Source organism: Vibrio sp. 1249-1, assembly GCF_033340495.1.
On sequence record NZ_JAWOWJ010000006.1, the window covers coordinates 307,337 to 322,224 of the forward strand.

At 44.4% G+C, this 14,888-nt stretch carries 14 protein-coding genes, 1 tRNA gene and 1 other annotated feature; of the genes, 8 read left to right on the forward strand and 7 right to left on the reverse strand.

Annotated features, from left to right (window positions below; genetic code table 11):
• Positions 1–6: 6 nt before the first annotated feature.
• From R7Z50_RS13830 to R7Z50_RS13840, 3 genes are all read right to left on the reverse strand, one after another.
• Positions 7–615, reverse strand: a complete 609-nt coding sequence (locus R7Z50_RS13830) for an aminodeoxychorismate/anthranilate synthase component II (RefSeq protein ID WP_017635722.1) — start codon at positions 613–615, stop codon at positions 7–9.
• A 16-nt stretch (positions 616–631) separates the two neighbouring features.
• Complete coding sequence (locus R7Z50_RS13835; RefSeq protein ID WP_017635723.1) at positions 632–2,197, reverse strand: anthranilate synthase component 1; 1,566 nt, start codon at positions 2,195–2,197, stop codon at positions 632–634.
• Between the two features lie 126 nt (positions 2,198–2,323).
• Positions 2,324–2,427: a sequence feature (Trp leader region), on the reverse strand.
• Entirely contained in the window at positions 2,374–2,499 is a 126-nt protein-coding gene (locus tag R7Z50_RS13840; RefSeq protein ID WP_005376787.1) for a trp operon leader peptide, read from the reverse strand. (Overlaps the previous feature by 54 nt.)
• 95 nt (positions 2,500–2,594) lie before the next feature.
• On the opposite strand from R7Z50_RS13840, the gene rnm reads away from it, so the two are divergent.
• The gene (gene rnm / locus R7Z50_RS13845; protein WP_005386777.1) at positions 2,595–3,452 is read left to right on the forward strand and encodes an RNase RNM; all 858 of its coding nucleotides are present in this window, start codon (positions 2,595–2,597) and stop codon (positions 3,450–3,452) included.
• 59 nt (positions 3,453–3,511) lie between these two features.
• Complete coding sequence (locus R7Z50_RS13850; protein ID WP_005376791.1) at positions 3,512–4,132, forward strand: L-threonylcarbamoyladenylate synthase; 621 nt, start codon at positions 3,512–3,514, stop codon at positions 4,130–4,132.
• A 93-nt stretch (positions 4,133–4,225) separates the two neighbouring features.
• Here R7Z50_RS13850 and R7Z50_RS13855 read toward each other — a convergent pair whose 3' ends face one another.
• Positions 4,226–4,936, reverse strand: a complete 711-nt coding sequence (locus tag R7Z50_RS13855; protein ID WP_318149131.1) for a calcium-binding protein — start codon at positions 4,934–4,936, stop codon at positions 4,226–4,228.
• 566 nt (positions 4,937–5,502) lie between these two features.
• Between R7Z50_RS13855 and rluB the strand changes: the two genes are divergently transcribed.
• The gene (gene rluB / locus R7Z50_RS13860) at positions 5,503–6,441 is read left to right on the forward strand and encodes a 23S rRNA pseudouridine(2605) synthase RluB (RefSeq protein ID WP_005376798.1); all 939 of its coding nucleotides are present in this window, start codon (positions 5,503–5,505) and stop codon (positions 6,439–6,441) included.
• A 187-nt stretch (positions 6,442–6,628) separates the two neighbouring features.
• Here the strand turns inward: rluB and R7Z50_RS13865 are convergent, their stop codons facing one another.
• Both R7Z50_RS13865 and yeiP read right to left on the reverse strand, forming a co-directional pair.
• Positions 6,629–6,949: an HI1450 family dsDNA-mimic protein gene (locus tag R7Z50_RS13865; protein WP_005376800.1), complete on the reverse strand. Its 321-nt coding sequence runs from the start codon at positions 6,947–6,949 to the stop codon at positions 6,629–6,631.
• A gap of 2 nt (positions 6,950–6,951) precedes the next feature.
• Entirely contained in the window at positions 6,952–7,518 is a 567-nt protein-coding gene (gene yeiP / locus R7Z50_RS13870) for an elongation factor P-like protein YeiP (RefSeq protein WP_005376801.1), read from the reverse strand.
• Positions 7,519–7,712: 194 nt separating this feature from the next.
• Here yeiP and R7Z50_RS13875 point away from each other — a divergent pair, with 194 nt between their 5' ends.
• The gene (locus R7Z50_RS13875) at positions 7,713–8,480 is read left to right on the forward strand and encodes an elongation factor P (RefSeq protein ID WP_017635724.1); all 768 of its coding nucleotides are present in this window, start codon (positions 7,713–7,715) and stop codon (positions 8,478–8,480) included.
• Here the strand turns inward: R7Z50_RS13875 and R7Z50_RS13880 are convergent.
• Positions 8,477–10,840: a DNA polymerase II gene (locus tag R7Z50_RS13880; protein ID WP_213896692.1), complete on the reverse strand. Its 2,364-nt coding sequence runs from the start codon at positions 10,838–10,840 to the stop codon at positions 8,477–8,479. The genes R7Z50_RS13875 and R7Z50_RS13880 overlap by 4 nt on opposite strands.
• Positions 10,841–11,267: 427 nt before the next feature.
• On the opposite strand from R7Z50_RS13880, the gene uvrY reads away from it, so the two are divergent.
• The 4 genes from uvrY (at position 11,268) to R7Z50_RS13900 (ending at position 14,886) form a co-directional block, all read left to right on the forward strand.
• Positions 11,268–11,912 carry a UvrY/SirA/GacA family response regulator transcription factor gene (uvrY, locus tag R7Z50_RS13885; protein WP_005386783.1) on the forward strand — a complete coding sequence of 215 codons (645 nt, stop codon included), beginning with the start codon at positions 11,268–11,270 and terminating at the stop codon, positions 11,910–11,912.
• A gap of 1 nt (position 11,913) precedes the next feature.
• Entirely contained in the window at positions 11,914–13,746 is a 1,833-nt protein-coding gene (uvrC, locus tag R7Z50_RS13890) for an excinuclease ABC subunit UvrC (RefSeq protein WP_206970706.1), read from the forward strand.
• Positions 13,747–13,792: 46 nt separating this feature from the next.
• On the forward strand, positions 13,793–14,350 hold the full coding sequence (gene pgsA, locus R7Z50_RS13895) for a CDP-diacylglycerol--glycerol-3-phosphate 3-phosphatidyltransferase (protein ID WP_005394805.1): 558 nt from the start codon (positions 13,793–13,795) through the stop codon (positions 14,348–14,350).
• 462 nt (positions 14,351–14,812) lie between these two features.
• Positions 14,813–14,886: transfer RNA gene (locus R7Z50_RS13900), tRNA-Cys, on the forward strand.
• Positions 14,887–14,888 lie beyond the last annotated feature (2 nt).

Sequence of the window (14,888 nt, forward strand, 5' to 3'; positions counted from 1 at the left end):
TGCTTTTTAAGCAGTGAGTGGGGTCGCTGAAGTTTGTTCTTCAAGTGCCCATTCAATGGCATTGGCCAACAGTGTTGCTCCGTAGGTCGTCATAATAGATTCCGGGTGGAACTGGAACCCGCAAACTTTATCTTCTTCATGTACAACAGACATTACCAAGTCATCCACTTCTGCTGTGATGGTTAGGCTCTCAGGAACCTTGGTCGCAACCAGCGAGTGGTAACGTGCAATTGCAAGTGGTGATGGTAGGTTTTGGTAAATCGCATGGTTTTGGTGCTCCATCATAGAGACCTTACCGTGAATGATTTCGCCCGCGCCAGCAACGGTGCCGCCGTATGCTTCAACAATCGCTTGGTGACCAAGACAAATTCCGATCATCGGCACTTTGCCTTTCATGCGTTGGATAAGCTCCGGCATTGAGCCTGCCTCTGACGGTGCACCAGGACCTGGTGATAGCAGAACCACTGGGTTTTCAAGCTTGTTTACCGCTTGTTCAATGGCTTCTGCTGGGATGTTGTTTCGGTAAATCTTGACTGAGTGACCTAGCGAGCGGAATTGATCCACAAGGTTGTAGGTGAACGAGTCAAAGTTGTCGATAAAAATGATATTAGCCATCTCTGAACCCTATTCCTTATTGTGACTTATGCGCTGCTTGGATAGCAGAGATTACCGCTTGTGCTTTGCCGCACGTTTCGTCTGCTTCCGCTTGTGGATCAGAATCGAACACCACGCCAGCACCAGCTTGAACTTGGGCAATACCGTTCTCAACGTACGCTGAGCGGATTACGATACAAGTATCTAATGTACCTTCGCCAGTAAGGTAACCCACAGCACCGCCGTAGCTACCGCGTCGTGCGCCTTCTACATCGCGAATCAACTGCATGGCACGAATCTTAGGTGCGCCGGTGAGCGTACCCATGTTCATACATGCTTGATATGCGTGCAGCGCGTCTAGGTCTTCACGCAGTTGACCAACCACACGAGACACCAAGTGCATTACGTGGCTGTAGCGGTCGACTTTTAGAAGGTCTGCTACGTGGCGAGTACCAGCTTGAGCAATACGAGCGACGTCGTTACGTGCCAAGTCAACCAACATCATGTGTTCTGCGTTTTCTTTCATGTCGGTGCGCAGTTCAAGTTCGATGCGGCTGTCTAGGTCGAAATCAATCTCGCCGTTAGGGCGCTTACCGCGGCGACGAGTGCCTGCGATTGGGTAGATTTCAATTTGGTTGGTATCGGTTTCATACTTAAGCGCGCTTTCTGGTGATGCGCCAAACAGAGTGAACAGCTCATCTTGCATGTAGAACATGTAAGGGCTTGGGTTACTTTGTTTCAGTTCTTTATAAGCAGCCAGTGGAGAAGGACAAGGTAGAGTGAATCTACGAGACGGTACAACTTGGAATACATCGCCTTTCACTACGAACTCTTTTAAGTCGCGAACGGTTTGGCAGAAGTCTGCATCAGACACGCTAGGTTCTACCGTTACATCTGTTATTTGCTCTGCACTCGGCAACAGTTTTGGCGCTGCACATTGGGCGCTAATTTCTGCAATACGAGTCTCTAACGCTGTTTTCTCTGAACCATCAACAAACAACGTCGCTTGAAGCTGGCAAGATTCCGTTTGATGGTCGACAACAAGTAGTGTTTCCGCGACGTAGAAAACGTAATCTGGACACTGATTTGTTGCTTCGGCATTACCAAGCGGCTCAAAGTTTGCGACTAAGTCGTAGGCAAACAGACCACCAAGGAAAATTGCGTGTTTGTCTTGCTGTGAAATATCAAAACTATGCTGAACCAAACGCAGCGCATCGAAAGAAGAGGCTTCACGTAGGCGAGAGTCTTCATCTAACGTGTCGCATGGCTGGTTAAACCGCAAAGTTAGCGTTTCGCCATCGAACTTGCTCTCAACGTCACCACGGATGTTCTGGTTTAGGTGAGACAGTAGGTTTTTACCGTTATTGGTCAAGGCGTGCATGCTAACGGTATGGCCGAAGCAAACAATGCGAACCGCTGAATCTACGATCAGCAGGGATTTTAAATTTTGCTTTGAATCGATCTCAGCAGATTCCAGCAATAGGCTGTCAGTTTTGTTCTCACATAGTGTGTGGAACAAGCGAGTCGGGTCTTGAGTATAAGGGACGGAAGCCGTTAGCACTTCAAGCTGTCCAAGTTTCTTAATTTCAATGGCCTTGTTCACAAGACCTCCTTGTAGCTGTTTAAATCTTCCTGCCGTACATAGTCGCATAAAGCAAACGTTCTCCCAATCTAGAGTTGGCTATATTCGATTAATGTTTAGGCAGTTGAATGTGAAATGAGCAACAAAACAAAAAAGCCCGCTTAAGTAGCGGGCTTTACAACGTTTGGTTCTATAAACTAGAAGTATACGTTTGCCCACCAAGAACTAGTCCAAGTGCGCCACCAAGCAAGATCTGATGAGTTTGCCTTATTAAGACAAACCGCAACTTTCGCTTTTTGGTTTTGGTTAAATTCTTGTAACATGGTGAACCTTAAATTACGTACTTTGTATTTGTGTACTAGTTAACTAGTGCGAGAGTAAAAAGTCAACCCCAAAACGGCATTAAAACGATAAAAATATGAGAATTGATTTACATAGTCACACCACTGCATCGGACGGTCGGTTAGAGCCTAAAGATTTAGTGGAAAGGGCGCTGAGTTTTGATATCGAGGTTTTGGCGATCACTGATCACGATACGGTTGACGGTTTGGCGTTAGCTAAGCAATACGTTCAAGATAATAATTTGCCGATAAAAATCATCAATGGCATTGAGATATCGACCGTCTGGCAAAACAAAGACATTCATATTGTCGGCCTGAATATCGATCCGGAAAATGAACAATTATCTGCCCTCATAGAACAGCAGAAGCAGCATCGCATAACACGATCTGAGTTAATTGCAGAGCGACTACAAAAAGCAACTCGAGTAGGTGTGCTTGAAGAGGTAAGGCAAATCGCCGGTGATGCTCCAGTGACAAGAGCGCATTTCGCGAAATGGTTGGTAGATAATGGTTACGCAAAAACCATGCAAATGGTGTTTAAAAAATACCTAACGCGTAATAACCCAGGTTATGTACCACCGAATTGGTGTTCGATGAAGGATGCGGTTGATGCTATCCATGCGGCTGGTGGAATGGCGGTATTAGCGCATCCTGGTAGATATAAGTTGACAGCGAAGTGGATTAAGCGTCTTCTAGCAGCGTTTGTCGAAGCGGGTGGTGATGCGATGGAAGTTGCACAGCCACAGCAAGCGCAACAAGAAAGGCGCAACTTGGCTGATTATGCTATACAATACAAACTATTAGCCTCTCAAGGCAGTGATTTTCACTACCCATCACCGTGGATGGAGCTAGGAAGGAACCTATGGTTGCCTGCTGGCGTCGAACCAGTTTGGAAAGATTGGGGAATAGATCCTTCGTTGAATAATACTCAGTAATACGAAGTCGAGAACCCATAAAAATATAGAGCCGAGAGGCTCGATAATGAGGAATTACAATGAGCCAGTTTTTTTACGTTCACCCAGAAAACCCACAGGCTCGCTTGATTAATCAAGCAGTAGCAATCATTCGTAACGGCGGCGTTGTGGTTTACCCTACTGATTCAGGGTACGCACTTGGCTGTCAGTTGGAGAACAAACAGGCGCTGGAACGAATCTGTCAGATTCGTCGTCTGGATGATAAGCATAACTTTACTTTACTGTGTCGTGATTTGTCGGAGCTTTCTCTCTATGCGCGAGTGGATAACTCTGCATTCCGACTGCTGAAAAATAACACACCAGGTCCTTACACCTTCATCTTCAAAGGCACAAAAGAGGTGCCGCGTCGTTTGATGAATGCAAAACGTAAGACCATCGGTATCCGTGTTCCAGACAATCAAATTGCCTTGGACTTGTTGGAAGCATTAGGTGAGCCGATGATGTCTACGTCGTTGATTCTACCTGGCAGTGACGTAACAGAATCTGATCCAGAGGATATTCGAGATAAACTAGAACATGCGGTTGATGTGATTCTTAATGGCGGTTACCTAGGTGAACAACCTACGACTGTAATTGACTTTAGCGAAGGTGAACCTGTTGTAGTTCGTTTGGGATCTGGTGACCCTGCACCATTCGAATAGTAGACGCACATCATCGTCAAACAAAATAGGAGGCATCGCGCCTCCTATTTTAGTTATCATATCGAATATCTCATTGAACTTAACTGATTGAGGTTAAGCGAAATCGAAAATGTCGATACCATTTTGTTCTGCATAGTTGATGTATGCAGAGCTCACACCGTTTAGTGTCACTTCAACATTGTATTCATCACTTGAGAATACTGCCCAGCCACATTCATTGTAAGATAAAGTCAGATCATCCGCTGAATCCAAGAACGTATCTCGAATGCCATCGTTATCAGTGTCTCGGCCCATATCAAAGACAAGTTTGTCATGGAAAATATTAAAATCGACAATGTCGGCTTTGACATCAATATCGTTGGAAGATACTGGCTGATCAGGTACACCAATAGCCAGGCGGTTTGTAAGCACGAAGGTGTCGTCTCCACAGCCACCGCTCAGTACTGATTCACCATCACCAACAACGAGTGTGTCGTTACCCCAGCCACCACTCAAGTAGTTGTTGCCTGAATAATCAAAAATTGTGTCGTCGCCACAGCCACCAAAGAGTTTGTCGTTTCCTAATCCGCCGGATAGGAAATCGTTTCCAAAGCCGCCAGAAACCAAGTCGTTACCTCGGCCACCAAGCAAGGTATCATCTCCCCAGCCACCGAAGACAATATCATTACCTCCGTATCCTACAAACTTATCATCACCACAGAAGCCGAAGAAAATATCGGTTGTTTCAGAGCCTTTTGTGCCTGTCATATCGTCATCTTGAGATGTCCCAAAAATCCAATTTAGGTCGAGATTTAGCATAGACATTGTTCTATTCCTTTTTGTCTGATTTATGCCAATCGCCGAGAGTGCAGAGCGAACCTAGAGAGTCAGAGTACACGATAGCATTAGTGTTATTTTTTGATGTGAACTAATGACTTAAAGACAATTTTTGTCTTGCTACCCACGACCTTGTTTTGCTATGAGCGCTCATTGTCTGCGGTGATTGGTATTACTTAGCAGCAAACAGGGACGGCTTATTCTTCGTTGCTTTCTAGCAATACGAACAGTAAACACACCCCAAGTGGTTATTGTTGTAACCCTGACAATTTTATCAGGTACAGCGTGGTTAAAGTGGTTCAGGAAGACCGATATTAGTGGGATTCTCGTTGAGCAATGCCTGCATTAAGTAGTAAAAAAGTTGCAGAATAGGACAAATATTTCGGTCATTTTTGAAGTGAATTTTGGTGTGGAGAATGGCGCCTATTTAGCTTACATTAACTAAGAAAGTTACGTATAATGTCCGACCGAAAAATCCCACTGAAATGGGTAAATAGCAAAATGCAGACCAATCCTGGTCTAGACGTCTGTGAAGACGACACATAGGTAGATAAATGAGCGAAAAGTTACAAAAAGTATTAGCACGTGCTGGTCACGGTTCTCGTCGTGAGATTGAATCGTTAATTAAATCTGGTCGCGTTAGCGTGAACGGTGTAGTCGCTAAGCTTGGTGAAAGACTTGAAGACGAGAGCAGCGTAGTTCGTATCGATGGTCACATTGTCTCTGCAAAGATTCAAGAAGAAGTGATTTGTCGTGTACTTGCGTACTACAAACCTGAGGGTGAACTGTGTACTCGTCACGATCCAGAAGGTCGTCGTACTGTTTTTGATCGTCTGCCAAAAATTCGTGGCTCTCGTTGGATTTCAGTTGGTCGTCTGGATGCGAACACTTCTGGTCTTCTACTTTTCACAACGGATGGTGAACTGGCGAACCGCTTAATGCACCCAAGCCGCCAAGTTGAACGTGAATACTTAGTACGTGTGTTCGGTGAAGTAACTGAACAGAAAGTTCGTAATCTAGTAAAAGGTGTTGAACTGGAAGACGGTTTAGCTCGCTTTGAAGATGTTGTTTACGCGGGTGGTGAAGGCATGAACCACACGTTTTACGTTGTTATCAATGAAGGTCGTAACCGCGAAGTTCGTCGACTATGGGAATCGCAAGAGTGTACCGTTAGCCGTCTGAAACGTGTTCGTTACGGCGACATCTTCTTAGACAAGAAACTGCCTCGTGGCGGTTGGATGGAGCTTGACCTGAAAGAAGTAAACTACTTGCGTGAGCTTGTAGAGCTTCGTCCAGAGAAAGAAACCATGCTTGATCTGAACAAAGACAACACGTCACGCAAACGTGAGCGTGCACGCAGCCAAAAAATTCGTCGCGCAGTTAAGCGCCATGAAGAGCGTGTTAACACGCCAAAAGGTCGCAGCAACAACCCTTCTCGTCGTAAGCCGAAGAAGACTGCTGGTGACCAAGGCGCACGCAACAAGCATCGTTAATCGATAGCAAAACATCAGAAAGGCTTGCCAATTCGGCAAGCCTTTTTCTTATCTGTTACATAACAAAAGGATCTAAAGCCGATATAGAGCAGGGTGCTTTGTATAAACAAATATCTCAGCTAGACGAAAACAACAGATAAAAAAATACCAGCACTAGGCTGGTATTTTTGTTCATGATGAAGAAACGTTAATCGCGTTTCCAAAGCATATGGCAGAACTTATGTTCAGGGTCTCGGCTGATTAGCATACGAGCAAATACGTCATCAAGAACGTCATTTTCCTCATTTACTAGGCCGATACGAACCTCTGCATATACTTCTTTGTCGATCTCGAAGCCAACATGTTCAACCCAGTCATCACCGGTTTCAACAAGTTCTGCGGCACCACGATCTTCAAATTGCGCAGTAAACAGAATCACGTCAGCAGGCTCTAGGTTATCTGGAGCCATCTCAAGGAAAATGTCGTACGCTGCGTCGATGACGTCGTCGTAAGAAATCAAATCAGACATGCTTATGCTCGGCTCATGTATTTACGTTCAGCTGTGTTAATGATAACACGGTCACCAGTTGCAATGTACTCAGGAACCTGGATGACAAGACCTGAAGCGAAGCGTGCTGGTTTAGTACGAGCAGATGCAGAAGCACCTTTGATTGAAGGGTCAGTTTCTTCAATCACTAGCTCAACAGAAGATGGTAGTTCAATACCCACTGCAGCACCGTTAACAAGGATAATGTGGATACCTTGTGTATCTTCGTTGATGAACAGCATGTCGTCTTCAACTTCATTGTGCTTGAATGTGTATTGTGAGTAGTCTTCGTTATCCATGAAGATGTGCTCATCGCCGTCAGCGTATGAGTACACAACTGCACGTTTGTTCATTTCTACCGTTTCAACAACGTCATCAGACTTGTAACGCTCATCTACACGTGCGCCCGTGTTTAGATCTGTACAACGCATTTTGTAGATTTTAGCGCCGCCACGACCGCCAGGAGTCGTTACTTCGATGTCTTTAACTAGAAGAGTTTTACCATTAGACTCGATTGCGAAGCCTTTTTTGATTTCACTTGCCTTTGGCATTGTATATTCCTATTCATACTTATTAAGCAAAACTCGGTGATTATAGCGCTAAGTTAGCCGCCTAGCATTAAAATTCATTGCAGAAATTTGTTGTTACTCCCATGACTAAACACCTGAATGGACTTGATTCGGTGAGTCGGCTAAGAGAACATATAGCCCAACTTCTTGAACCATCTGAGAACACGTTTTAAGTCATGTCTCTGCCTGTTATCGATCCTAAACAACCATTTCAACCAGAGTTTGCGCCTTTAATTAGGGAAGTCACCGCTTGTCTCAAAGGTGGATTGGGGCAAAACTTACACAGCGTTTATGTATACGGTAGTGTTGCTCGTAAAACAGCGATCGTTGGGAAGTCGAACTTAGACCTGGTTGTCGTTACTCAATCATCCTTTGAGCACAATCGCGCGACTTTGCTCAACACAATTAAGTGGCGTGCGCAGCAGAGTTACCCTCACGTTAATGGTGTATCGGTCCGTACAGCCTTAGTGAGTGAAGTGGCTAATTTAGACAGTATTTTCACTTGGGGCTTTATGCTTAAGCATTGCTGTGTCTGTGTTTATGGTGATGATCTAGCAGACTGTTTTGGTGATTACGTCCCAAGTTGGGAAATTGCTAAGCACTGGAATATGGATGTGGAAGATTGGATTACGGTGTATCGCAAAAAAATCGTACAAGCGAAGACGATAGAAGAGCAGGTGGCCGCCCAGCGCGTGATTGCAAAAAAGTTACTAAGAGCGTCATACTCTTTGGTGATGTATCGAGATAAACGTTGGTTTGATGACCCTATACAATGTGGCAAGGTATTCTTAACTTATCATCCTGAAAAGCAGCTTGAGATCGAGCGGCTAGAAATTTTACTTTCTGGCCGGGGTATTCCCAAGCGTTCTGTTATCGGGCTAATTGATGCGTTTGGTGATTGGTTAGTCAAACAGTACCAGAAAACAGAGTTTCGTATCGGCTAAAACAACCCCATTTGTGGCGCTGAAAGCCTGTCAAAGTCCGTCCCAATGAAAGGGAGAATCGCATCCGCAACGGGTTTGAGTTGTTTATCAATGTAATGTTGATAATCAATCGGGCTATTGAGGTACTCATAAGGTTCAGGGCCGTTCACGGTAATAATGTATTCAATTCGCCCTTTGTTTTGATACTGTAATGGGCGGCCAAGCTTGGCATTTATCTCATCGGCTAAACGAGCTGCACGCACTTGTGGCGGGACGTTCTTCTGATACTCATGCAGTTTTCTTCGCAGTCGCTTTTGATACACCAACTGTTCATCAAATTCACCGTTGTTAGTTTTCTCAACCATCTCTCGGACATAGTCGCTTGGATCTTCACCATGGAAAATCATGCTATAGAGTGTATTTTGAAATTTCTGTGCTAACGAGGTCCAGTCAGTACGGGCACTTTCTAACCCTTTAAATACAATCCGTTCTTGCTCTCCTTCACCGATTAAACCCGCATAGCGCTTTTTCGAGCCAGTTTCTGCGCCACGAATCGTTGGCATAAGGAATCTGCGATAATGGGTTTCATACTCGATTTCCAACATAGATGTTAGGTTGTACTCAGAACGCAGGTGTTCTTGCCACCAAGAGTTGATGTAATCAACTAATTGATTTCCAACAGCGTCAGCTTCTACTTGACTGTATGGTCGATTCAACGACACGAATGTGGAATCCGTATCGCCGTAAATCACTTGATATCCTTGCTCCTCAATCAGCACCTTAGTTTGCTTCATGATTTCATGTCCGCGCATGGTAATACTAGAAGCTAACCGAGTATCAAAGAAACGACATCCCGATGAGCCCAGTACGCCATAAAAGGAGTTCATGATGATTTTGATTGCCTGAGAAAAAGCTTTTTCATTGTTCTTCTTTGCAACATCACGTGCTGCCCAAAGCTTTTCAATCATTTCTGGTAAAAAGTGTTTCGTACGATGGAACTGCCCACCGCGAAAGCCAGGTACAGCCTGATTTTCTTCTTTTCCAATATGGAGCAATAACCCCTCAACTAAACCCATAGGATCAATCAAGAAAGAGCGAATAATCGATGGATATAGACTCTTAAAATCCAATACTAAAACAGAATCATATAGGTTAGGGATGGAGTCCATCACGTAACCTCCGGGGCTGGCAATCCAATTTTCAGGGTGTAGGTTTGGGGCGACGTAGCCTGCTCGGTGTATCTGAGGCATGTATAGGTTTGTGAATGCTGCAACCGAACCGCCAACACGATCCAGTTCGACACCAGTGAGACGAGAGCGCTCTATTGCAAAGTCAAGCAGGTGAGTGTGATTGAAAATCTTATTCACTAACACGCAGTCTTGTAAATTATATTTAGCCAGCGATGGTTTGTCGGAGCGGTACATACGATTGATCTCATCCATGCGGTCATGCACGTTGTGGATTTCTTTACCTTCCCCCAAGAGTTCTTGAGATACAGACTCTAATGACCAAGATCGAAAGTGGTAAGTAGCCGTTTTTAGCGTATCGATACCATCCATCACAACTCGCCCGGGAATGGAGATAAACCCTTGTTGGCTTTGAGATGAACTTCTAAAAAAGCTGGCTTGGTCTGCTCTGCCAAGCATTAGCTTCATGTTGTGCCATTCTGCTCGTTTGTGTAGCAGACGAAAGTCAAAATCAATGACATTCCAACCGACAATGACATCGGGGTCGAATTTTTTAAACCAATCGATGAGTGCTTCTAGAAGCGCTTTTTCATCCTTAGCCCATTGTATCGGTGTCTCCGAAGGTTCTGGTTCTCCGATCATGATAACGCGGGAATCCATGACGCTGTCTAATCCGATTGAGTAAAGAATGCCTTTCTCAGAGCATTCTAGATCTAACGAGACAACGTTTAACTTCGGCTCATATTGCCCCGCACGGCATTTTGCGCTCTGGACGCGTTGGTAGCCATTGGTGCGAGTCACATTGCCTGTAAACTCGATACTGCCTTTGATAAAACGCTCCATTAGGTAGCGATCGGCGAGGCGAATATCACTTTCATACGTAGTGATATCTTTTTGAGCGAATGTGTCTTTGAGTGCGAGAGCGTCTCTGGTTACATTGGTATAGCAGGCAGCAAGAGGCGTATGTTCAAAGGTTTTGAGATCCAAAAGGCGGATGTCGACGAATATGTTTTTTTCTCGTGCGAGTGTCTTTGCTTGCTCTGAGTGTTTCTGAGCGATGAAAAATACTGGCTTCTCACCATTAATAAGTAACTGAGTAGGACCTGCTTCTGTCGAAAGCCACAGCTCGATTTGAGTTTGACCTTTGATGTCTCGTGCCTGTCGAGTTAGCAGGAAGCCTTGTTGAATATTCAAATGTGAGAAACCTTAGAAAACTTGAAGAACGTTAGTTTAACACTAAGAACTGTAAAAATAACCAGTAAAGAAAGCGTCTCAAATTTTTGCTGGAATTAGTGATTACAAGTTAGTCTTTGGTGCAAGAGGGACAGTGTCATTTTAAGTTATAGCGTGTTTCTCTGGGCAATATGAAACCTAGTTACTTGATTTATTGTACTTAATGTTGTTAATTGTCTTTTCTTAGATTTCGGTTCTGCTCATCACGCTCTAAAATAATAGAGTGGTTTATGAATAAGTTCTTGCTAAAGTTTGCGTTTCAGCACATATTCATAGAAAGCAATTTTTTGTCGATTACGTTAGTATATAGGCAGTCATACTGATATCCACATTTAACAAATAATGGTTATGTGGGTGCAGAACCAATACAAAGTGTGGAGATACAAGTTTGATAAATGTTTTCCTTGTAGATGATCACGAGCTGGTTCGCACAGGGATACGACGTATTATTGAAGACGTCCGTGGAATGAACGTAGCAGGAGAAGCTGACAGCGGTGAAGATGCAGTAAAATGGTGTCGCAGTAATCATGCTGACGTCGTTTTAATGGACATGAACATGCCAGGAATTGGCGGCTTGGAAGCCACTAAAAAAATTCTTCGCGTGAATCCTGATGTGAAAATCATCGTACTTACCGTTCATACAGAAAACCCGTTTCCAACCAAGGTGATGCAGGCAGGTGCGTCTGGTTATTTAACCAAAGGTGCTGGCCCTGACGAAATGGTGAATGCGATTCGTGTAGTTAATAGTGGGCAGCGTTACATCTCGCCAGAGATTGCGCAGCAGATGGCATTGAGTCAATTTTCTCCAGCCTCTGAGAACCCTTTTAAAGACTTATCCGAGCGTGAATTGCAGATCATGCTTATGATCACCAAAGGCCAAAAGGTAACGGATATTTCTGAGCAACTTAATTTAAGTCCAAAGACAGTCAACAGCTATCGCTACCGACTCTTTAGTAAATTGGACATTAATGGTGACGTTGAGTTAACTCACTTAGCGATTCGCCACGGAATGCTGGACACCGAGACCCTTTAGCGTGAATCCTCCCTTCGATTCGGCTTCCTTTCTCAAAACAGTAACTCATCAGCCCGGCGTTTACAGAATGTACAACGCCGAAGCTGTTGTAATCTACGTAGGTAAAGCCAAAGACCTTAAAAAGCGCCTTTCAAGCTACTTTCGAAAAAAAGTAGACAGTGAGAAAACTCGCGCGCTTGTCAGTAATATCGCCAAAATAGACGTCACGGTGACTCACACTGAGACAGAGGCGCTGATCTTAGAGCATAACTACATCAAGCAGTATTTACCGAAATACAATGTGTTGCTGCGAGATGATAAGTCTTACCCTTATATCTTTATTAGCGGTCATAAGCACCCACGGCTTTCTATCCACCGTGGCTCCAAGAAGCGCAAAGGTGAATATTTTGGCCCCTACCCAGATTCTGGTGCAGTAAGAGAAACATTGCATTTGCTGCAAAAGATGTTTCCTGTGCGCCAGTGTGAAGACACTGTCTATTCCAACCGAACGCGCCCATGTTTGATGTACCAAATTGGTCGTTGTGCAGGACCATGCGTTAATACCATCATTTCTGATGAAGAATATGCAGAGTTGGTTGGCTTTGTGCGCATGTTTTTGCAAGGCAAAGATCAGCAAGTACTCAAACAACTGATCGAGAAAATGGAAGTTGCCAGTCAGCAATTGCGCTTTGAAGATGCCGCTAAATTTCGCGATCAAATCCAAGCGATTAGGCGTGTTCAAGAGCAGCAGTACGTCTCAGAAGACAGCATGGATGATATGGATGTACTCGGGTTTGCTCAGGAGAATGGTATCGCGTGTATCCATATCCTGATGATACGCCAAGGCAAAGTGCTTGGTAGCCGTAGCCATTTTCCGAAAATCCCACAAAATACAAGCCAGCAGGAAGTGTTCGATAGTTTTCTGACTCAATACTATTTGAGCCATAACGAAGCACGTACAATTCCTTCTCGTATTATTTTGAATCAAGAGTTGGCAGAAGATATTGCGCCAATACAGAAAGCGTTAAGTGAAGTGGCAGGCCGTAAGGTTCATTTTCATACGTCGCCAACTGGCTCTCGAGCAAGGTATCTCAAGCTTTCGAACACTAATGCACTAACGGCGATTACCACCAAAATCAATCACAAAATGACGATTAATCAGCGTTTTCATGCGCTTCGCGAAACATTGAATTTGGAGTCTATAGCTCGAATGGAATGTTTTGATATCTCCCATACGATGGGGGAAAGCACGATTGCGTCATGTGTGGTGTTCAACAATGAAGGCCCCGTTAAGCAAGAGTATCGTCGCTACAACATTACTGGGATTACCGGTGGTGATGACTACGCAGCAATGGGACAAGCGTTGGAGCGCCGTTATTCGAAGCAATTGGACGTAGAGAAAATTCCCGACATCATCTTTATCGATGGCGGTAAAGGTCAGTTAAATCGTGCGCATGACATCATTTCGCAGTACTGGGGGGATTGGCCAAAGCGTCCTATCATGATTGGTATTGCAAAAGGCGTTACTCGCAAACCAGGTTTAGAAACGCTGATTACAGTCGATGGGGACGAGTTTCATTTACCAAGCGATGCTCCTGCGCTGCATCTTATCCAACATATTCGTGATGAAAGTCATAACCATGCTATAGCGGGGCACCGTGCTAAGCGAGGTAAAACCAGACGTACGAGTGCACTCGAAGGGATTGAGGGAATCGGCCCTAAACGACGTCAGGCGTTACTCAAGTACATGGGTGGGTTACAAGAACTTAAACGTGCAAGTGTCGAAGAAATCGCCAAAGTACCGGGAATAAGTCACTCTTTAGCAGAAATTATTTTCCAAGCATTGAAACAATAAGGAAAATCGCGCAACATTAAGCCGCAATGTGTAAGAGAATAATAAAATGCGTTTGAATATCCCGAACATTCTGTCTCTTCTTAGACTGTTCCTAATCCCTGTTTTTGTGGTTGTCTTTTATCTACCTTATTCATGGGCACCGTTTGCAGCAGCAATGGTGTTTTGGGTAGCGGGTTTTACTGACTGGCTTGACGGCATGTTGGCCCGTAAACTTGGCCAAACTTCTCGTTTTGGCGCGTTTATTGATCCTGTCGCTGATAAAGTGCTAGTGGCAACGGCATTGATTCTAATCACGGAACATTATCATTCAATTTGGGTGACCATTCCTGCGGTAACGATGATTGCGCGAGAAATCATTATCTCAGCATTGCGAGAATGGATGGCTGAAATCGGTAAGCGAGCGAGTGTTGCGGTATCTTGGGTTGGCAAAGTAAAAACTGTTTCGCAAATGTTCGCCTTATGGGTGTTGATATGGCGTTACGATGAATGGATGGTTTGGCTAGGCTTTGCGGCCTTGTATGTGGCAACTTTCTTGACATATTGGTCAATGATTCAATATTTGGCTGCTGCGAAAGACGATCTGTTGAATGAAGAGCACCATTAAATTCTGATGTTAGAAAGCAGGCTTAATAGCCTGCTTTTTTGTATCTAAGACAATCTACAGCATTTTTTGCTTCTCTCGCTTTTCAATGCTTGCTAACGGCCATGCTTACAATTTGTATCTGGGGCTTTTGCTTCGATAGAGTTCCATTTGTGATCTAAGTCTTGTTTTTGTCCTTGGAGAGTCTTAGAGAGGCGAGTCTTCTGATTATTAATACTCCAATGCACGCAACGCACGGCCAGCAGTGTAAGGCGTAGCCAAAGTTTTATGATAAACAAGTGTATTTAAGCGATTTTTAGTATTAAAACTAAGCAATCCATCGTCTTTCGCACAAATTCTAGTCAAACGATTTAAAAAAATAAAAATAGTGTTGACTCGATCGCTCGAATCCGTAGAATGCATCCCGTACCCAAGAGAGCACGGCTCAAAAGGGTGGTGAAAAAGCTTAGCTTTATTCACAAATGAGGCGCCTTGGCAGAGTGGCTATGCAGCGGATTGCAAATCCGTGGACCTCGGTTCGACTCCGGGAGGCGCCTCCATT